This is a genomic window from Candidatus Brocadiaceae bacterium (genome assembly GCA_012728835.1).
Taxonomy (GTDB): Bacteria; Planctomycetota; Brocadiia; order SM23-32; family SM23-32; genus JAAYEJ01.
On the sequence record JAAYEJ010000034.1, the window covers coordinates 1 to 18,147 of the forward strand.

An 18,147-nucleotide genomic window follows, 5' to 3' on the forward strand; every position below is an offset into this window, starting at 1 on the left:
CCAGCGCCGGACCACCCCTGGCGCCAAGGCTACCAGAACATGCCCGCACATTTATAGCTGCGGCAACAACCGGACATTTCTATCTGCCGTGTATAGCGGACATTTCTATCTGCGGTTGACAACGTGAGGTCGTACCTTGACGCCGCTGCGGTCTTTCACCTAACGTATACGCCCAAACGGGCGTGGGTTCGCGGGCCTCCGGCGCGGCGGGTACGATGGGAGACACGGTTGACTGGCCTGCGTGGGTCCGGGACGCCGTATCGCGGGCGGTGCTTGAGGCGCCTGAGAACCGGCTGGAGGACTACGGCGGCCGGCCCATTTACGACGCCCCGATCGTGGGCGTCGCCGACGGCGACGATCCCCTGTTCGCACGCTTCCGGGACGTGGTCAGCGAGCGGCATCTGATGCCGCGCAGTCTGCTGGGAACCCGGGGCGGGCCGGTGCGCGTGATCGCCTGGGCGCTGCCGTTCACCGAGGAGGTTCGGCGCTCCAACCGTTGCGGAGAGCGGCCGTCGCGGCTCTATTCGCTGGCGCGCAACAACGGCGGAGCGCTGAACTACAGGCTCCGACGCGAGATCGCCCAGGCGCTGCGTGCCCGCGGCCGGCTGGCGGTGGCGCCGCTCCTGACGGCCGGCTACGATGCCTTCCGGTCGGCCGAGCATACGTTCAGCTCGTCGTGGTCCGAGCGCCACGTCGCCCATGCGGCGGGGCTGGGCCGGTTCGGGCTGAGCAACGCGCTCATCACGCCCGTCGGCGCGAACGTGCGGTTGGGCAGCGTCGTGACTGACGCCCCGATCGAGGTGACTCCGCGGCCGTACACCGATCACCGCGCGCCCTGTCTGGCCGACGGAGGCCGGAGCTGCGGCGCGTGCATCCGGCGCTGTCCGGTCGGCGCGATCTCGGGCGACGGGCTGGACAAGGCGAAGTGCAACCGGATGCGGCTGACCGTTCAGCGCGAGTGCATGGCCGAGTACACCGGCACGCTCCGGATGCTGGCGGCGCCGGTCACCAAGGGCGGTGTGACGTCCGCCGGATACTCCCTCGGGTGCGCGCTCTGCCAGTGCGGTGTGCCGTGCGAGAATTGCATTCCTCCGGCGTCTTGCGGGGAACAGACCACGCATGCTTGACGTGAAGCTGAAGCTCCTGGAAGGCCATGCGTCCGAGCGGTCATGGATGGCGCCGGCACCGCTCGGATGCCTCTTCTGGAACGTGACGTACGCCTGCAACTACCGTTGCGCCATCTGTTTCAGCACGGCGGGCGAACGCCACCCCGACGAACTCTCGACCGCCGAGGCGTTTGCCCTGGTCGAGGCCGCCCACGACGCCGGCATCGGCGACATCATCATGTCCGGCGGCGAGCCCTTCATGCGCCCGGACATGGTGGAGATCCTCGCGCACATGGCGGAACGGGGCATGACCGCGCGCATCGCCTCCAACGGCAGCCTCCTGAGCGATGAGCTGCTGGACCGGCTGCGCGGCGAGACGCTGACGAAGTCCTTCCAGGTCAGCCTCGACACGCTCGATCCGGCGCTGTACGGCGAACTGCACGGGACCGAACCCGGCGCGCTGGCCGTCGCGCTGGCGGGCGTGCGGCGCGTGCAGGAACATGGGTTCCATACGACCGTGTCGGTGCGCCTGGGCCCCAAGACGCTGGCGGGCATCCCGGGCCTTCTGGACAGGGCGCTGGCCGAGGGCTGGGCCACCGTCACCGTGCACTGCCCCGTCCACACCGGCCGGGCCGACGGCGCGTGGCCGCAGGACGCCGACGTGCTGTCCATCCTGGAGCCGGCGCTCGACCACTTCGTGGGCCTTCCCACGCGCTGGCTCGTCGAGACCTACATCCCCTGGGCGCCCTACCATCCCGCCATGAAGCGCCTGGCCAAGAGGGTCAGGGTGCTGCACCGCGGCTGCATGGCCGGGCGCGACCGCCTGACGGTCCAGCCGAACGGCGACCTCTCGCCCTGCGTCTGCCTGGACGGGCCCGCGGCGTGCGTCGGCAACGTGCGCCGAGACGGCCTCTCGGACGCCTTCGGCGATTCGCCGTTGTGTCGGATGCTGCGGAGCCCGCAGGACCACGGCATCTGCGCCGCGTGCCCGAACGTGGCGGAGTGCGGCGGCGGCTGCCGGGCGGCGGCCCTTGCCCTGACCGGCCGGTTGGACGGGCAGGACGAGTCCTGCCCCGTCTGGAAGGCCCGAACGGCCGCGGTGCGGGCGGGTTCGGCGTCATGACGGGCTCGCAACCGCTGGCCATCGGGCGGGAGGGCGTCCGGGAGACGCTGTTCGGCCGGCGCGGGATCGTCAAGGTGGTGCACGCCTCCCTGCCGCTCGGGATGGCGGCCTCGCTGGGCTCGACGGCCGAGGGCGCTCCACTGGGCCGGGCGTGCCTGCTGATGCTCCTGGCCATCGGCTGCTGGTCGCAGTCGGCCACTCTGGCCAACGACCTGACCGACAGCGCAGAGGACGCGGCGGCGGGGAAGCGCCGCTGGATTCGCATGCTGCCCCGCTCCATCGGCTGGGCCGTCGTGGCGGCCATGGTCGCGGCCGGTGCCCTGGTCACGACCGCGGCCGGGCACTGGAGCGTGCCGGCCGCCTACGGTGGGGCCGTCCTGCTGGGAATCGCCTATTCGGTCCGCCCCGTGCGGCTGAAGGACCGCAGCCTGGGCGGGCCGCTCGCCTACGCCGGTGCCTCCGCTGTCGCCTACGCCGTCCTGCCCTGGACGTGGCTGCGGCCGGGCCTTGCCGTCCCGGCCGTGCTCGTGCCGGCCGTGTTCCTGGACAAGTGGGTGAACCTGCACTTCCACCAGGTGATCGACTACGAGGCCGACCGCACGACCGGTGCCGGTACGCACGCCGTCGCCGTCGGGCACGGGCGGGCGCGCCGCCTGCTCCGGCGCCTGGCATGGCTCACGGCGTTCTGGCTGGTCGGCACGGCGGCGTTCGTCGCCCTGGCGTTGCCTGCGTGGCGGACGGCCGCCGCGTCCACGGCCGGCCTGGTGGTGTTGCTGGCCGGCCGGTACGTGCATCGGGTGCGCGCGCGCGGCGAGGCCGCATCCGACCTTGTGCGCGAGTTGCCGCCGATCTACCTCGCGTTGACGCTCGCCCTCTTCCGCGCGCTGCCGGTGCTCGTCTTCGCGCGCCTCGCCGTGATGGAGCCGTCGGCCTGGGGCCCGTTCGCGGTCGTCGTGATCCTGGTCGGGCTGGACGCCTGGTACGCCGTCGGCTATCGCTACGAGTAGGAGGTGCCTGGGGTGTCCGACGGGAATGCGCGGGGCCGCGAGCCCCTGACGAACCGCGAGCGCGCAATGGCCGTGCTCCACTATCGGCCGCGCGACCGGCTGCCCCTCGTCCACTTCGGCTACTGGACCGAGACGCTGGCGAAGTGGGCGCAGGAGGGGCACGTCACGCAGGAGGAGGCGCGCGCCTGGGCCGACGGCAACCCGACCGACGCCGCCGTCTCCGGCCGGCTGGGGTTCGACTTCGACTGGAACTGCCTGTTCGCCCCGAGCGCCCAGCATCGGCCGGCGTTCGAGCGCGAGGTCGTTCGGTCCTTCCCCGACGGCTCCCGGCACGTGCGCGACGCCCACGGCGCCGTCGTCTGGGAGCGGCCCGGCTCCACCGGAATCCCCGCCGAGGTCGACCACCTGCTCAAGGACCGCGCCTCGTGGGAGGAGCACTACAGGTGGCGCTACCAATGGTGCGAGGAGCGCGTGACGACAGCCCGCGTGCGCGTCGGCGACCGCATGCTGCCGTGGGGCGAGGGCGGGCTGGAGTTCCTCCGCTGCGGCGATCGCGACTACCCCTACGGCCTGCATTGTGGCAGCCTCTACGGCCACATCCGCGACATCCTGGGGCTCGAAGGCTCCTGCTATCTGCTGGTCGACGACGAGCCGCTGCTGGACGAGATGATCCAGACGGTGGCCGACCTCGTGTATCGCAACGTCGAGTACGTGCTGGCGGCGGGGGCCCGGTTCGACTACGGGCACTTCTGGGAGGACATCTGCTTCAAGAGCGGCCCGCTCATCCGCCCGGACGTCTTCCGCGCCAAGGTCGGCCCGCACTACCGGCGCATCACCGACCTGCTCGGCCGCCACGGCATCGACGTCGTCTCGCTCGACTGCGACGGCAGGATCGACGACCTGGTGCCGATCTGGCTCGAGAACGGCGTCAACACGATGTTCCCGATCGAGGTCGGCACCTGGGGCGCCTCCATCGCGCCGTGGCGCGCGCAGTACGGCCCCGGCCTGCTCGGTGTGGGCGGGGTGGACAAGAAGGTGTTCGCCCGCGACCGCGCCGCCGTCGACGCCGAGATCGAGCGCCTCAAGCCGCTGGTGGACCTCGGCGGCTACATCCCGTGCATCGACCACCGCATCGCGCCCGACGCCGAATGGGACCTCGTGCGCTGCTACTGCGACCGCATGCGCGCGACGTTCGGCTGATGCGGGGTGTGGCGGCCGGGGCTATTCACTGGGGACGCCCGGGGCGCCTTGCGGGCCCGAGGCCCCGTCGACGTAGCTGAGCCAGTGCTCGTAGCCGGGCGAGCGGCCGGCGTAGGCGTCGTTGAGGGCCTTGTGGATGCGTGCCGTCACGGGGCCGGGGCATTCACCGGCGAGCGGCTGGCCGTCGATGCTGCGGATCGGCACGATGCGCGCCGTGCTGCCGGTGTAGAAGCCCTCGTCCGCGCCGACGGCGTCCTCCAGCGTGATGTCCGCCTCGGCGACGTCGACGTCCAGGTCGCGGAGGATGCGGATGACGCTGTCGCGCGTGATGCCGCCGAGGACCTTCTCCAGCGGCGGGGTGACGGCGCGGCCGGCGGACGCGAAGAAGACGTTGGCCAGGGGGCCTTCGCAAACGAAGCCGGACTCGTCGAGCAGCAGGGCCTCCTCGTAGCCGTTCTCGCGGGCTTCCCACGCGGCCAGGTAGGCGTTCACGTAGTTGCCGCTCGCTTTGGCGTGCACGGCCGCCGTGCGGGGGCTGAGCTTGTGCACGCCGGCCGTGCCGGCGGCGACCGGCGCCACGGGCGCGCCCGAGCGGCGCTCCTCGTGCGACTGGTAGCAGAAGACGGCCACGCTGACCCGCGGCCGCGCGGGGATCAGGTTGAACTCGACCTCCGGGCCGTAGGCGAAGAACTTCACGGCGCAGGGGTAGAGGCCGTTGTGTGCCACCGTGCCGAGCACGGCCGCCTTCAGTTCGTCCCGTCCGATGCGCACGGGCATGTGCAGCAGACGGCAACTCTCGAAGAACCGGTCCAGGTGCGCGTCCAGCCGGAAGACCGCCGGCCCCCGTTCGTTCACGGGCACGTCGGCGACCTCGAAGACGGCCACCCCCCGGCTGAAGCCGTGCGAGAGCAGGGGCACGGTGGCCTGATCCTGCGGGACGAACCGGCCGTCGATCCAGGCGTCCATCGTTCGGTCCTCCGTGTTCTGGCGGGCGGCCGGTTCAGAGCGCCCGGCCGGCGTTCTGCGTGAGCCGCTCGGCATTGCCGTGGTAGATCTTCTCCAGGATGTCCTCGCTGAGATCGAGTCTCTCCAGCAAGTCCGCCTGTGCACGGCCGAAGTCGTCGCGGCCGAACACCAGGCGGTCCTGGAACTCGATGAAGAACTCGCGGGTGACGTTCAGGTCGCGGTTGCACGCGATGACGGCGCTGGCGGAGAGGTCGCCGTTCAGGTTGGGGTACCTGCGCATCAGGTCGATCAGGCGCCCGCCGGGCGTGACGGGCGTCTTCGGGTAACGCTCCATGTCCTCGGAGGCGTCCCCGCTGATCTCGCGCCAGAAGCCCATGGCGTGCCCGATGAACCGCGTGTCCGGGCAGAGTCGGCACATGGTCTCGACGACCTCGAAGCCGCCGCCGTACCAGAACGGCCAGCTCTCGGGCGCCTTCGACTCGGCCATGAGCGTGTACTCCGGGCATTCCAGGTGGAAGAGCACCGGCAGGCCGAGTTCGCCGCAGTAGCGGTACATCGCGATGCCGTCCGGCTCGTCGTAGCGGCATCGCATCTTCAGCTCGCCGTAGACGCGGATGCGGTGCATCTTGACGGCCTGGTAGAGCTTCGCGCGGGCGTGACGGTCGCGGAAGTCGGGCGCCCAGCCGCCGAGGAAGCGGTCCGGGTAGGCCTTCAGGCCTTCGACGATCATCCAGAGCGGCACGACGCCTCCGCGCGGGTCCATGTGCTTGTAGTAGTAGGGCTCGGCGTCGTATTCGGCCTGCGGCAGCTCCCACGAGAGGAGCCATGTCTTCTCGATGCCCTTCTCGTCCATGTCGCGCACCAGGGCGTCGGTGTCCATCCCGATCCAGTTCGGGTGGTTGTGTGCGTCGATGATGCGGCGTGTCATTGCGAAGCCTCCCGGCAATTGGAGCCCGGCCCGTCGGGGCCCTGCGTTACGGTGCGACTCTACGGTCCGCCGCCTCGCCTGTCAAGCCGCACGCAGCCGGGGTGGCCGCGCTATCCGCCGCAGGATCGCGCCGGGCCGTCTTCGCGGGCGAAACGGACGCCGCGCGGGGCCAGCTCGGCGCGCAGTCGGGCCACGTCGAGCGCGTCCGGGGTCGTGTCGCCGCGCACGGCCAGCGCGGCGGCCACCCCGGCGATCTCGCCCGTGTGGGCGGCGGCCTGGATGACGCGCATGACCTCCCATGCCTCGCCGGCGGCGCTGATGCAGCGCCCCGCCGCCAGCAGGCCGCGCACCTTGCGGGGCAGCAGCGTCCGGTAGGGCACCTGCCAGACCTCGGCCGCCCGCCACCAGTTCGCCACGAGCCCGACCGAGTCGTCGAAGCAGTGCGCGAACATGCCGTCGGAGAGTGTGGCCAGGCCGTCGATGCGCCGGGTGGTGCGGAACTGGGCCATCGTCGGCAGGGCGATGGGGTAGACGTTCCGGCGCCCCGCCTCGGCCTGGCGCCGGGCGTAGTGCTCGCGCAGCAGGCGGCGGCCCTCCCGCACGAAATCGGTTACGTCGCGCCCGCGCGTGCCGAACAGCGTGCGCAGGCCCTCCGGGTGGCCCTCCACCCGGTTGGTGGCTCCGACGCGCACGCCGCGGTTCAGCGGTTCGCCGCTGCCGCTTTCGACCGCCCGGCGGGCGGCGTCCACCGAGGCCTCGACGGCCCACAGGCTGAGCCGGTTGTCCTGTTCGATGCAGGGGGCGCCGGCATGGAACGCCACGTCGGCGTCGCCGGTGGCATCGACGAAGCACCGTGCCTGCAGTCGCCCGCGCCCGCTCTTGTTCTCGACCTCGATGGCCGTCAGCCGGTCGCCGTCCACGACGCTGCCGCAGATCAGGGTGTCGTACCACACGTCGACGCCCGCTCGCTCGATCAGCTCATCGAGGGCCAGCACGAAGGAGGCCGCGCAGAATGGGGCGCTGAGCCTGTGGTGGCCGCTCTTCGGCTGCGGGCGGCGCCAGCCCTGGGGGATGTCGCCCGGGCCGTACTTGAGGGCGGCGTGCAGGAGTTCCTCGGCAAGGCCGAACGTGACCTGTGTGCCCGCGCCGTCGCACAGCGGCAGGTAGACGATGATCTGGCCGCCCGTGGCCAGCCCGCCCGGCAGCACGGTCTTCTCCACCAGGGCTGTCGACAGACCCATGCGCGCCGCGGCCAGCGCCGCCGCCACGCCGGCCACTCCGCCCCCGGCGACCAGGACGTCATACCGCTTGTGGAACGCAGCCATCGGATCGGCCCCTTCCTCAACCGAGCACTATGTCATACCGGTGCGCACACCCGTTCGTCAACCGTCCGGCCGGGCTCCGGTTGCCTTCGGGCTGCGGCTGGCGTACTATGCTCCCGAACAGGGGACCTTCGCGGCGGTCACGAGAGAAGGCTGTGCGCATGGACGAAGGCGCGGAAGGCATTGCGCAGCCGGGGTCGGATGGGCCGCGCCGGCGCCGGCGGGCGAGGTGGCTTCCGGCCGTCCTGCTTGGGCTGGTCGCCGTGCTGCGCTTCGGGTGCACAAATCACATGATCTACCATCCCACCAGCGAGGTCTACGGCACGTCCTGGGCCGCGGGGCCGGCGTTCGAGGAGGGCGCCTTCGGCGATTCCGGCGGCCCGACTCTGTCAGGCTGGTTCGTGCCGGCCGCCGGGGAGCCGAAGGAACTCGTGACCATACCGGACGGGGAGCACACGGACGCCTTCATGCGCCGCGACCCGCGCTACCGCGGGCGCCTGCTTGCCTTCTACAGCGCCGCGCTGGCCGGCCGCGCCGCTCCGTCGGCGGGGGAGCGGTAGCATGCTTGCGGTCATCGGCGACCTGCACATGCAGCACACGGCCGAGGACGGGATCCGCTACCGCGACGAGGCCGGCGTCGTCCACCGGATGGTCGACGAACGGAACGTGCACGTGCGGGCGCTGCGCCGGTTCGTGCACATGCTCCACCAGCGCGCCCGACGCTGCCATGCCCGCCGCGTCCACCTGGTGCTGGCGGGCGACGTCTTCGAGGTCCACCGCAGCCCGCGCTGGTTCCGGACCGGGCACCGGCTCGTCCGGCCCTACGTCTGGCCGGAGAGACAGCGCGACGACAACCCGGCCTGGGACGCGCTGCGCCGGACGGTGGAGGCGATCCTGGCCGACGTCGTCGCCGAGAACGACCGGTTCTTCCGCGACCTGCGGACCCTGGTGGAGCACGGCACGTATCGCTTCTCGGAAGACGCCGCCGAGCGGACCTCCGGGGAGGAGCCCGAATGGCGCTTCGCCGGTGCGGACGACCGCCCGATCCCCGTCCAGGTGCACTACGTCCCGGGCAACCACGACCGCCTGGTGGACTACTGGCCGTCGACCCGCCGGGCCGTCCGCCGCTGCCTGGGCATGGGCGAGGGACAGGAGCCGTTTCCGCATCGCCTGGACGCCGAGCTGGACCACGACGACGACCGCTACCATGCGCGCGTGCGGCACGGGCACGAGTACGACAAGACCAACTTCCCTCTGAGGATCGCCGCCGGGGGCGGCTTCACCGCGCAGGCGCCCGAGTACCGCACGCCCAGCTTCGGCGACTACGTGACGATCGACATCGCCACCCGGCTCGCCCTCGCCTTCCGCGTCCACAACGCCTGCCTGCTCCGGCAGGCCGCCGGCGACCGGTGCCGGGAGCTGTACCGCAAGCTGGTGGAGTTCGACGACGTGCGGCCGCTCGAAGCGCTGGGCGCCTACCTGCTGGCCAGCAAGGACGCCGGCGGCCGGGACGAGGCCCGCTGGCTGCTGCCGGCGATTCGCGACGTATTCGCCTCGGCGCGCTCCAACCTGCTGGTCGGCTACGAGGCCGCGCGGCTGGGCCTGGGCTGGGTCTTCGGCGGCGGCCTGATCTCCGCGATCGGCTCGCTCCTGAGCCTGGCGCCCGGCTGGAGCGTCTACCCCCTGATCCGGGCGATTGCCCGGATGGTGGGCGGCCGGGGCTCCCAGGCGACGGCGCCCCGCCTGGCCGCGCGTGAAGACGGCCTGGGCGACGCCGTGCGCTTCATGGTTGCGGGGCATAATCACTCGCCGACCGTCGTCCCGATCCGGGGGGAGAACGGCCGGGAGTGCTTCTTCCTGGGGCCCGGCACCTGGCGCACCTTCGTGGAACGCGGCGTGCGCGCCTTCGGCCACGTGCGCCCCTTCGGCATGGTGTTCGTCTACAGCGAACGCGAGAGCGCCTGCATCGGGCGCGAGGGGCGGCGTTTCGAGACGTGGACCGGCCACATGGTCCCCATGGTGACCACGCGCACGGCCGAGGCCGGGCGCCTGTGTGCACAGCCGAAGGCCCGGCGCATCCGCTTCACCAGGCTGGAGGTGGTGAAGGTGCCGAGGGACGGCCTCCGGCTGCGGCGCAGCGCCGACCTGGAACTCGCGCTGGGCGCCGACGGCGCGGAGTGCGAGCCGTTCGCGGCCCACGTCCGGCAGGGCGAATCCTACGAACTGCCGGCGCGGACGGCCGACCTCGACCCGGAACTGGACGGCGAGGTCTGGTGCCACGCCGTCGAGAAGGATATCCTGTTTGACGACGTCCTCCCGTGGGCGCTCCAGCACCTGCCGCGCGACGAAGACGGGAACTTCCGCCGGCAGCCCGGCGCGCTGATCATCGAAGACGTCAGGACCCGCATGGTCCTGCACTACCAGGTCGAAGACGGGGAGGGCGACGCCGATGCCGCAGGATGAGGAACTGGTCACCGTGTATGAGACGGACATGCAGGGGCGGGTGGCCGTCCTGAAGATGGCCCTGCAGAACGAGGGCATTCCGTTCCTCTGCGACAACGAGGTCCTGTCCGGCGTCCTGCCCATCGACGGCATGGCGGTCGTGAGCTTCCAGGTGAGGCCTTGCGACGTCGAACGCGCCGGGCGGGTGCTGGACGAACTGGGTTTTGCGTAGGGAGCCCGTCCGTTTCAGAGACGACAGGGACACACGGACAGACACGGACCGGCACGGACGACGGCGCCTCGCGCCGTTGGAGGGGCACGTTCCGTCGTGCCCGTTCCTTCTTGACTGGAAACGGACGAGAGGGGTGTCCCAACTTCCGGAAACTCTCTGGAGGCCATATACGGGCACCAGAGCGCCTCTCGCGGGGTTTTGGGGGGTTGTCCCAACCCGGCACTCTGGCAAGTGCGTGGCAAGTGCGCGGCAAGTTCGCCTATCTGGCGTGCCACGGCCCATTTACGCCCCGTGCACGCCCCTTGCACCGCGCGTGCACGGCCCGCGCAAAGGGAGTTTCCGGAAGGAGTTTGCGGAAGCAGGATCGTGCAGCGGCCGCGTGTGAGAATGATTCCTAACGTGCCATTCCCGTATAGTAGCCCGCCCCACGCCCGCGCGCCCTTGCCGCCGCCCGCCTGGCCGGCGCGCCGCCCCCACAAATGACGAGCGCCGGCGGGTGCCAATCGCCGGCGCTCACGTGTCGCTCGCCTCGCGGCTCGCAACCGCTCCAGTCACCCTCATGTTACCCGTTGCGTCGGCGTGTGTCAAGCGCCGAAACGGCCTCTCGCCCGGTTTCCGCCGGCTAAAACCCGGCTCCCTCACTCCCGACGTGCCACATAGAACCCGCCCAGCGACCGTGGCCAGTCCAGATAGGAATCGCAACGCGGGCATTGTGCAGCTCCCCAGCTCACCTTCCCGCCGCATGCCCAGCATCGCGGGTCGAAGATCAAGGCATCGTCCGAGGGCGGCGGCGCTTCCGTCGTGGTTGTGGTGGTCGGCTCCAGCTCCCCTTCGCCGAAGAGCAGCCACGCGGCGCTGATGCCCAGGGCGTCGGCGATCTGCGCGGCAAGCTGCCGGGACAGCGCGCTGCGCTCCCTTATGACGTTGCTGATAGTCTGCGGCACGCAGCCTATCCTCTCGGCAAGAGCGCTCTGCGTTAACCCGAACTTGTCCAGCAGATGCTGCAGCCGATCACGCGGGGTGGTTTCCATGAAGGATTGTCTATTGACATGGGATCCATGAATAGTGTAATCTTACCTGTGCCGCCTAAGTGAGGTTCATTATGACGCGCAGAACTGCAGTTCGCAAGCTGGAAACGCCGGCCGATATGCGGGCCGCTTTGGCTATCGCGCGCGTTTCCTACAGGGAGGTGGCGCGGGTCTTCGGGAGACACGAGTCGTACACCGGGCGCGTCCTGAACGGCACCGCCCGGTGTAGCGAGAAGGTCCTCGGAGAGTTGCGCCGGGCCGTCTCTTTAATTCTCAGCATGGGAGGTCGTCATGGCGAAGTGTAAGGAGTCTGTGCGAGTTGAGGAGTCAGAGCCGCGTGTCGAGGTACGGAAGGTCCGGGTTTTCCACTGCGGGTACTGCCTGGGCCGGGTCGGGCTCGGGCTGAGTCGCTGCCCTCACTGTGGGACGTACCTCGGTTGGGACAACATCAAACTGACGGAGGACTGACGGCAATGACGTTGCTCCAGTCGGGTGCCATCATTGCTATGGAACAGGCAGCGCAACATGAGGGCGTTACGGAACGCGCGCTGCGCGCGCGGTTCCCGGCGGGCCATCCCGCCCGCGTCCAGCTCCCGGCAAAGCGCAGCAACGGCCGCGCCGTCGTCGGCCTGCGCGTCGACGCCCTCTCGGCCGGGGCTCAGCGCGCCTACGCGGAGGCCCGTGGCCTGCCCGTGCCCACGACGGGCGGGCCGCCGGCCAGGCGGGCGGCCGAAGCGCCCGCCGGCGTGCCCACAACTCTGGAAGGGCTCGCCGATCTGCCCGGCATGCGGCACGTCGGCTTGGGGCAGATCCCCGACGTGTTCGGCCGCAACCTGGCCCTGGTGGCCGAGGCCCGCGAGGCCCTGGAGGTCTGCGGCCCCGGGGAACGTAACCGAGTCCGGGAGCGGATCGGGGGCAAATATGGCGTGAGCGGCCGAACCGTTGCGCGGTTGATCCGCCATGCCGACCGGGCGGGGCCAAACTCCCTTGTTCCTGGCTGGGGGCAAAAGGCGCGCGGGACGCATCCGGCGGTCCCTGAGGAATTGCGCCTGGCCATCCTCGACAACGCCCTCCGGGAAACGCAGCCCGACCTGCGCCAGCTCCGGGATCGCCTGGTCATTCCGCTCTGCCGGCGGCTGGGGATCGCGCGGGCGCCGAGCTGCAAGACCATCGGGCGGATCCTCGCCGAAGTGCCGCCGCAGGTGCGGGATTACGCCCGCCGGGGCGCGCGGTTTTGGGAGACGCGGCACGCCCCGCGCATCCGCCGCGTCCTCACGGACGAAGTCCTCGAACCCGGGATGTGGCTGTGCTTTGACGACCGCACCCCGGACCACGTCGTCGTCGTTGCGGACGGGGCCGGCGAGGGGTGGGCCGGGACCGGTTCGCTCCCCTGCCCCCTCCATCCCGAGGCCAGGCGCAAGGACTGCTGTTCGCTGCGCCGCGTTGTGTGGACGTGCGGTGTTGAGCTCGCAAGTCTCGCCATCGTTGCGCTGCGGGTCTCTTTCAACGGCACTTCGGACGTCGTCTCCCTGGCGGTTCGGGATGCGTTCCTCGCCGGGGGCCTGCCCTACGGGATCCTTACGGATAATGGGTGGTCCTACGCGCGCACTGGGCGCCTGGCCGGCGACACTATCGATTACTCGAACCCGGAGGGGACGCGCCGGGGCATCGGCCCGCTTGATGATCGGATCGACGTGGGGCCGCTCCGTGCACTCGGAGTTCACACGATCCGCGCCATCCCCTATTCCAGCTGGTCAAAACCGGTTGAGTCCGCTTTTCGTGCATTCTCCCGCCGTTTCGAAAACGCCCTGCCCGGCTACGTCGGGCGCAGTCCGGAACAGAAGCCCGAAAAGCTGAGACGCGAGATCCGCGAGGGCCGGCTCCTCACTCTGGATGAATACCTGAAGGTGTTGCGGGAGCAGGTGCGCTTCTATAACACTGAGCGGCCCGTCGGTGAGCGGACGCGCCCGCCGGCGGAGATCCTGGCGGAGAGCCAGCGGCCCCGCGTCGCCCCGGAATGCGTGTCCTTCCTCATCCAGCAGCAGCACCGCGTCACCATCAAACAGGGAAAGCTCCGGGTCGGCGAGCGCGAGTATTCCTCGGACGTTGTGGCCATCCACAGCGGGCTGCAGGTGGACGTCCGGATCGATCCGGACGATGCGTCGATTGCCTACGTCCGGCTGCCTTCCGGCGAGTGCGTAGCCGCGCCGGAACTGCCGCCCGCGCAGATGGGGCTGTGGGGCGAACCGAACCGCGCGGCGAAGCGCATCCGGCGCGCACAGCGGGACATGATCAAAAAAGTTGCAATCGACATCAAGGGCGCGGCGCCCGCCGACCTGGTCGACTGGACGGGCGCGCATCGCCTCGTTGGCAACCGGCTGACGCAGATCGCCAACGAGGCCCTGCGCCGGCGGCGCGAACAGGTGGCCGCCGCCGAGCGGGTGGAACGCACCGGGCGCCGCATCGCGGCCGACGCGAGCATCCGCCGGAACTCCCTCCCGGAACCCGAGTTCCGCGCCCTGACGCCGGAGCAACTGCGGGCCTGGTCGGACGCTTTGCTCGCGGGCCGGATGCGGGAACTTGATGACATTGCCGACGTTGGCGTCAGGCAGTTCGTCGAACGCCTGGCGTGGGCGCTCCGGCACTCAACCCGCGAGCAGCTGCTCATGTGGCGGGCGGCGCCGCGGGTCCGTCCACTGCTGGCCGAGCTGCCCGTGCTGCGGGACCGCCTGGACCCGGCGGGGGCGGGCTATGCGCTGCTTGAGGATATCGGCGTCGTGCCCGTTGTGGGTCTGCCGGCGGCCGATCCTGTGGTGGACGGCTCGGCGGCGTCTTCGGCGGATGCCGTTGCCGATGCGCCCGCCGTCGCAAACGTGGCGCCCGTCGCTCCGCCTGAACCGGCCCCGGTGCCGGCGGCCGACCGGGAACTTCTGGAGAGCGTGGTCAGCGACCTGGAAATGATGATCTCGTTCCACGCGGCGGGGGTCTCGACGGACGGGGCGCTCAAGTCCGTCGTGGCCGGGCTGCACGCCCGGCTGCAGGATCTCTCCGGGCCGGCTGCCTGGGCGGCACTCTCTGATCGGGAGCGGCGCCTCCTGGAGGAACACGACCTCATCCCGCCGGTCGTGCGGCACGCCCGGCGGGCGGCGGCACTGAAACGGGAAGGAGTGCCGGCATGACCTCCTCCTTGCTCACATACGAAGAAGCGCAGTCGGAATTGAACATCAAGCGCCGGCAGCTGTTCAACCTGCTCCAGGGCGGCGCGCTTCGGCGCGGCGTCTTCCCGGATCGGCGGATGGCGAACGGCCGCCGGCAGCCGGGAGTGACGCGCGCCAGCCTGGAGCAATATCGCAGACGTCGGGATGGTGCGGCCGAAGACGGGGGGCCGTCGGCCGGCCTGGCGGCGGATCTGCGCCGGCTCCAGGCGCGCCTGGCCGCACAGACGCGAGGCAATCCGATGCGCCAGGCCGAGGCCCTGCTGGGGATCCAGCGCCTGATTGAGCGAATGGGGGCCGGCGGTGGATGATCTTCTATACGAGCGCGTGCAGCACGGGGGCCGCCTGGCCGGCACGTCGCACCCGAGCCAGGCGGCGCCGAGCGACAACGCCTATTGGCTGTTCCGGCGCGGCTCGCCGCATGAGGCGTCGCCGGCCCCGCGCCGGCCCCTGAGAACCGGCCGCGCACGGGTGGTGCAGGACGGCTGCAGCGCCCTTGCAGCGGCCCTGCATGTCGAACCGTACGGCGCCGTGGCCTGGCTGGCCGGGCGCCTTCAGGTCAGCAAACAGGCCGTCCGCGTCTGGGCGGACACGGGCCACGGCGCGCGGCGGTTCGTCGCCCGCGTTGCCGACTTAGTTGAGCTTTTCGAAGGGAGGGCAACGTTATGAAATCCGGAATAGTCGAGTGGCGGCGGCAGATCCTCGCGGATCGAGAGCGTGAGGCGCGCCAGCGCCAGGGCGTTGAAGACGCCGAACGAAACCGCGCGGCCCAGGCCGGGCGGCCGGCGATCTTCCTGGAGGAAAACGGAACCTACCTGTCCGTCGAGTGGATCCATCACAAGTGGTTTGCGCGCGGGCGCGGCGGCGCAACCGTCACGGACATTACGCGCGTGCTTCCGACCGTGACGCGATACGATCAATTCGGCAACGCCCGCCAGTGCGTGCTGGCGCAGGACCTGGAGGATGCGTTCGACCGTGGCGTTGCCGGCCCGTCGTGGCTGGGCCGGGTCGAAGTCTTCGAGGTCCGAAACGTCGACTCGGACCTGACGGCCTGGGAGCAGAAGGCGCTCGACATCGTCGAGCGCTACGGAACCCGTCAGGAGACGAAACAGTCGGGCATGCGCGCACGGTTCCACGGCGCCCGCATGGGCGGCCACCGGTCGGACGAAGCATGGGCCTGGCCTGGCGAGAAGGGCGTACACGAGGTCGGCAATCTGGAAGGCATCCTGCGGGATCACCCCTTCGAGATCGGCTTCGATCATCACACCGGCTCCGTGCTCTGGCTGCGCTCCCTCGGCAAGCAGACCCGCGCGCCTCGGGAAGATCGGGCGTCCGGCGAAGAGCCCGCCCCGGTGCGCCAGGCGTTGCGCCCGTCCTCCGGCGTGCCGGAGATCCCGTTGGACGGCGGCGCCGATCCGGACGACGATACCGAGTCCGTCGAGCCCGGCCCGGCCCGCCGTTTCGCGCGGGCATCGGCCCGGAAACATGCGGACGCTAAGGAATAGGTCAGATGCGTGACAGGCCACAAGCAGCTGATCGATTGGCCATCGAGCGCCCGGCCTGGGTTTCGCGATCCAGACGGACCGGCGCGTGGGCTGCTCATCGATTGTCTCTTTCTGTCCGCCGGGGAGCGGGCGCGGCTCACCGCGCCCGCCTTCCGGTTCTGTGAGGGATGAAACATCATGTCTGACACCGTGACAGTGACCCGCGCCGTGCTCGAAGACCTGGCGGCCCTGATGGGCGCCGCCCTGGCCGATCCGAACGAGCTGATCCGCCAGGCCGTCGACCGCCTGGGCGCGGCCTCGGCGCTGCGCGACAATGCGGCCTTCCGCGCCGGCTTGGGGCCGAAGGTTGACGACCGCCAGCTCCTGGACGAGATCGCGGTGCTGGCCCGCCTGGCGGCGGAGGATCCGGCGCGCCGGCTCGTGTTCGACGCCATCGCGGACGGGCGCATCGCGGCGGCCAGCGGCGGCTGGTGGCTCAAGCAGGCCCGGCAGGATCTGGAGGCCGTCCGCGCCGCCCTGGCCGGCTTGCCGCGTTCATTCAAGCCTCAATTCCCCTCCGGGAGCCCGGCTGTTTCGACGGAATCGGGGGCCAAATGACAAGGACGCGGGAACAACGGCTGCAGATCGGTTTGGACGCCCTGGAGGCGATGCGCCGGGAGATCGGCGCGGGCGCCGATGTCTCTGCCGAGGACGTGTTGGCGCGCGTAGCGGCCCAGCTCGCAGCTCGCAGATCGGCGCCGTCTGTAGCACAGCCGCCCCCGGCTGTGTCGGCGCCACAGGCGCCGCCGGCGCCGGCGCCGGCACCACAACCGGCCCCGCGCCTCCGCCTCCCGCGCGAATCGCTCTTCGCCGTCAGTGCCGAGGGGCGAATCGCTCTTCGCCGTCAGATAGCAGAGTGGAAGGAATAGGATCATGGCCAAAGAGTTTAAGTTCTCAATCCTGGCATCGTTCAGAGACGCCGCGTCCGCCGGCCTGAACAAGCTCCGGCGCGGCCTGCTCGACGTCGGCAAGACGGCCGGCAACATCGGCGGCGGGCGCGTGGGGGCGGCCCTGGCCCAGGGCGGCCCGATCACCGGCTTCCTCTTCGGCGGCCTGGCCGCCGGCGTCAAGGTCGCCACGGGCCTGCTCAAGGGTCTGGTGGGCGTGGCGCGGGGAGTCGTGGGCGGCATCGTGTCCGCCTTCCGTACGCTGATCAGCACACTGGCCTCCGTCTTCCGCTCGGTGGTCTCGACGGTCTCAGACATCCTGCGCGGCCTGGTCAAGACGGCGGCGGTGATCGGCATCGGGATCGGCGCGGCCATCGGCTGGCAGATCGTGAAGGGCATCAAGGATAACATGCAGCTGGCAGATATCCGCGCAGTCCTGCGGCGGCTGCTTGGTGATGCGGCTGCAGAGGCCGAGCGGTACGCCGAGGCTTTGAGCTTGAAGACGCCGTTCACGCCGATGCAGATGGTACAGGCCGTCGTCGGCCTGGCGGCGGTTCAGGCGGATTACAGGCGGTTTCTCGGGGATCTGGCGGATTGGGCCGCCGGCGCACAGAGGCCCTTGGAAGAGATCGTCATGATCTTCCAGCGGGCGCAGGTCGGGCAGTTCGGCGAGGCGATGGAGGGCGCCCGGCGCGCGCTCATCTCGATGAAGGACCTCCAGGCGCAGGGGGCGACCTTCGCCGGCGGCGGCATGTTCCAGGGCAGCCCGCAGGAGTTCGTCAACGCGCTGATGGGCGCGGTGCGCACGCGGTTCCGTGGCATGGCCGGACAGGCCGCAACGGAAGGCAGCGGCGTTGTGTCCACGTATCGAGGCATCGTCGAGGCCCTGCGCAAGGCGGTCAGTAAGCCCTGGTATGATCGGTTCATTGAAGGGCTCAAGCAGATCAACGCATGGCTCCTGAAGGTTGCCGAGAGTGAGACCTGGCAAGGCATCGTGACCTGGTCGGACCGCGTGGCCGTTGCGCTGGATCGGGGCCTGCGGCGCAGCCTGGAGTGGCTGACCACGCGGGACTGGTCGTTCGACAACCTGAAGGCGGCGCTGTCCGACCTGGCAGGGTTCGTGCGCTCGCAGCTGGGCACGCTGGCC

At 70.4% G+C, this 18,147-nt stretch carries 18 protein-coding genes; 14 read left to right on the forward strand and 4 right to left on the reverse strand.

All coding sequences use genetic code 11. The features are described from left to right. Positions 1 to 215: 215 nt before the first annotated feature. The 4 genes from GXY85_05305 to GXY85_05320 are packed head-to-tail and all read left to right on the forward strand — an operon-like array spanning position 216 to position 4,436. Positions 216 to 1,127, forward strand: a complete 912-nt coding sequence (locus GXY85_05305) for an epoxyqueuosine reductase (GenBank protein NLW50247.1) — start codon at positions 216 to 218, stop codon at positions 1,125 to 1,127. Continuing rightward, a complete protein-coding gene (locus tag GXY85_05310; protein NLW50248.1) occupies positions 1,120 to 2,229 on the forward strand; it encodes a radical SAM protein in 1,110 nt (369 codons plus the stop codon). The genes GXY85_05305 and GXY85_05310 overlap by 8 nt, the downstream gene beginning before the upstream one ends. Beyond that, on the forward strand, positions 2,226 to 3,236 hold the full coding sequence (locus GXY85_05315; protein ID NLW50249.1) for a hypothetical protein: 1,011 nt from the start codon (positions 2,226 to 2,228) through the stop codon (positions 3,234 to 3,236). Before GXY85_05310 ends, GXY85_05315 begins: the two co-directional genes overlap by 4 nt. A gap of 45 nt (positions 3,237 to 3,281) precedes the next feature. Then, positions 3,282 to 4,436, forward strand: coding sequence for a hypothetical protein (locus GXY85_05320; GenBank protein NLW50250.1), 1,155 nt, complete (start codon positions 3,282 to 3,284; stop codon positions 4,434 to 4,436). A 21-nt stretch (positions 4,437 to 4,457) separates the two neighbouring features. Here GXY85_05320 and GXY85_05325 read toward each other — a convergent pair whose 3' ends face one another. From GXY85_05325 to GXY85_05335, 3 genes are all read right to left on the reverse strand, one after another. Then, on the reverse strand, positions 4,458 to 5,402 hold the full coding sequence (locus GXY85_05325; protein ID NLW50251.1) for a hypothetical protein: 945 nt from the start codon (positions 5,400 to 5,402) through the stop codon (positions 4,458 to 4,460). Positions 5,403 to 5,436: 34 nt separating this feature from the next. After that, positions 5,437 to 6,330 carry an amidohydrolase family protein gene (locus GXY85_05330; protein ID NLW50252.1) on the reverse strand — a complete coding sequence of 298 codons (894 nt, stop codon included), beginning with the start codon at positions 6,328 to 6,330 and terminating at the stop codon, positions 5,437 to 5,439. Between the two features lie 110 nt (positions 6,331 to 6,440). After that, complete coding sequence (locus GXY85_05335; protein NLW50253.1) at positions 6,441 to 7,655, reverse strand: FAD-dependent oxidoreductase; 1,215 nt, start codon at positions 7,653 to 7,655, stop codon at positions 6,441 to 6,443. Between the two features lie 158 nt (positions 7,656 to 7,813). Between GXY85_05335 and GXY85_05340 the strand changes: the two genes are divergently transcribed. Genes GXY85_05340 through GXY85_05350 form a run of 3 tightly spaced genes read left to right on the forward strand, consistent with a single transcriptional unit; the run spans position 7,814 to position 10,326 of the window. Continuing rightward, positions 7,814 to 8,212: a hypothetical protein gene (locus GXY85_05340; GenBank protein NLW50254.1), complete on the forward strand. Its 399-nt coding sequence runs from the start codon at positions 7,814 to 7,816 to the stop codon at positions 8,210 to 8,212. 1 nt (position 8,213) lies between these two features. After that, positions 8,214 to 10,115, forward strand: a complete 1,902-nt coding sequence (locus GXY85_05345) for a hypothetical protein (GenBank protein NLW50255.1) — start codon at positions 8,214 to 8,216, stop codon at positions 10,113 to 10,115. Then, complete coding sequence (locus GXY85_05350; GenBank protein ID NLW50256.1) at positions 10,102 to 10,326, forward strand: DUF2007 domain-containing protein; 225 nt, start codon at positions 10,102 to 10,104, stop codon at positions 10,324 to 10,326. The genes GXY85_05345 and GXY85_05350 overlap by 14 nt, the downstream gene beginning before the upstream one ends. 638 nt (positions 10,327 to 10,964) lie before the next feature. On the opposite strand, the gene GXY85_05355 is transcribed toward GXY85_05350, so the two are convergent. Beyond that, positions 10,965 to 11,357: a helix-turn-helix transcriptional regulator gene (locus GXY85_05355; GenBank protein ID NLW50257.1), complete on the reverse strand. Its 393-nt coding sequence runs from the start codon at positions 11,355 to 11,357 to the stop codon at positions 10,965 to 10,967. Between the two features lie 288 nt (positions 11,358 to 11,645). Here GXY85_05355 and GXY85_05360 point away from each other — a divergent pair, with 288 nt between their 5' ends. The 7 genes from GXY85_05360 to GXY85_05390 form a co-directional block, all read left to right on the forward strand. After that, positions 11,646 to 11,822, forward strand: coding sequence for a prepilin peptidase (locus tag GXY85_05360; GenBank protein NLW50258.1), 177 nt, complete (start codon positions 11,646 to 11,648; stop codon positions 11,820 to 11,822). Between the two features lie 374 nt (positions 11,823 to 12,196). Then, positions 12,197 to 14,533: a hypothetical protein gene (locus tag GXY85_05365; GenBank protein NLW50259.1), complete on the forward strand. Its 2,337-nt coding sequence runs from the start codon at positions 12,197 to 12,199 to the stop codon at positions 14,531 to 14,533. After that, the gene (locus GXY85_05370) at positions 14,530 to 14,880 is read left to right on the forward strand and encodes a hypothetical protein (GenBank protein NLW50260.1); all 351 of its coding nucleotides are present in this window, start codon (positions 14,530 to 14,532) and stop codon (positions 14,878 to 14,880) included. The genes GXY85_05365 and GXY85_05370 overlap by 4 nt, the downstream gene beginning before the upstream one ends. Beyond that, positions 14,873 to 15,238 (forward strand): hypothetical protein, encoded by a 366-nt coding sequence (locus tag GXY85_05375; GenBank protein ID NLW50261.1) that lies wholly within the window; start codon positions 14,873 to 14,875, stop codon positions 15,236 to 15,238. Before GXY85_05370 ends, GXY85_05375 begins: the two co-directional genes overlap by 8 nt. Next, positions 15,235 to 16,074 (forward strand): hypothetical protein, encoded by an 840-nt coding sequence (locus GXY85_05380; GenBank protein ID NLW50262.1) that lies wholly within the window; start codon positions 15,235 to 15,237, stop codon positions 16,072 to 16,074. The genes GXY85_05375 and GXY85_05380 overlap by 4 nt, the downstream gene beginning before the upstream one ends. A gap of 177 nt (positions 16,075 to 16,251) precedes the next feature. Then, positions 16,252 to 16,671 (forward strand): hypothetical protein, encoded by a 420-nt coding sequence (locus tag GXY85_05385; GenBank protein NLW50263.1) that lies wholly within the window; start codon positions 16,252 to 16,254, stop codon positions 16,669 to 16,671. A 315-nt stretch (positions 16,672 to 16,986) separates the two neighbouring features. Then, positions 16,987 to 18,147, forward strand: a 1,161-nt coding sequence (locus tag GXY85_05390) for a hypothetical protein (GenBank protein NLW50264.1), incomplete at its 3' end; no start/stop codon positions are given.

Excerpts from the sequence above, each read along its gene's own strand:
- GXY85_05305 (NLW50247.1), top strand. The coding sequence starts at position 216 with ATGGGAGACACGGTTGACTGGCCTGCGTGGGTCCGGGACGCCGTATCG.
- GXY85_05310 (NLW50248.1), top strand. The coding sequence starts at position 1,120 with ATGCTTGACGTGAAGCTGAAGCTCCTGGAAGGCCATGCGTCCGAGCGG.
- GXY85_05360 (NLW50258.1), top strand. The coding sequence starts at position 11,646 with ATGGCGAAGTGTAAGGAGTCTGTGCGAGTTGAGGAGTCAGAGCCGCGT.
- GXY85_05345 (NLW50255.1), top strand. The coding sequence starts at position 8,214 with ATGCTTGCGGTCATCGGCGACCTGCACATGCAGCACACGGCCGAGGAC.
- GXY85_05355 (NLW50257.1), bottom strand. The coding sequence starts at position 11,357 with ATGGAAACCACCCCGCGTGATCGGCTGCAGCATCTGCTGGACAAGTTC.
- GXY85_05335 (NLW50253.1), bottom strand. The coding sequence starts at position 7,655 with ATGGCTGCGTTCCACAAGCGGTATGACGTCCTGGTCGCCGGGGGCGGA.
- GXY85_05330 (NLW50252.1), bottom strand. The coding sequence starts at position 6,330 with ATGACACGCCGCATCATCGACGCACACAACCACCCGAACTGGATCGGG.
- GXY85_05370 (NLW50260.1), top strand. The coding sequence starts at position 14,530 with ATGACCTCCTCCTTGCTCACATACGAAGAAGCGCAGTCGGAATTGAAC.
- GXY85_05385 (NLW50263.1), top strand. The coding sequence starts at position 16,252 with ATGTCTGACACCGTGACAGTGACCCGCGCCGTGCTCGAAGACCTGGCG.
- GXY85_05380 (NLW50262.1), top strand. The coding sequence starts at position 15,235 with ATGAAATCCGGAATAGTCGAGTGGCGGCGGCAGATCCTCGCGGATCGA.
- GXY85_05340 (NLW50254.1), top strand. The coding sequence starts at position 7,814 with ATGGACGAAGGCGCGGAAGGCATTGCGCAGCCGGGGTCGGATGGGCCG.
- GXY85_05325 (NLW50251.1), bottom strand. The coding sequence starts at position 5,402 with ATGGACGCCTGGATCGACGGCCGGTTCGTCCCGCAGGATCAGGCCACC.
- GXY85_05350 (NLW50256.1), top strand. The coding sequence starts at position 10,102 with ATGCCGCAGGATGAGGAACTGGTCACCGTGTATGAGACGGACATGCAG.
- GXY85_05315 (NLW50249.1), top strand. The coding sequence starts at position 2,226 with ATGACGGGCTCGCAACCGCTGGCCATCGGGCGGGAGGGCGTCCGGGAG.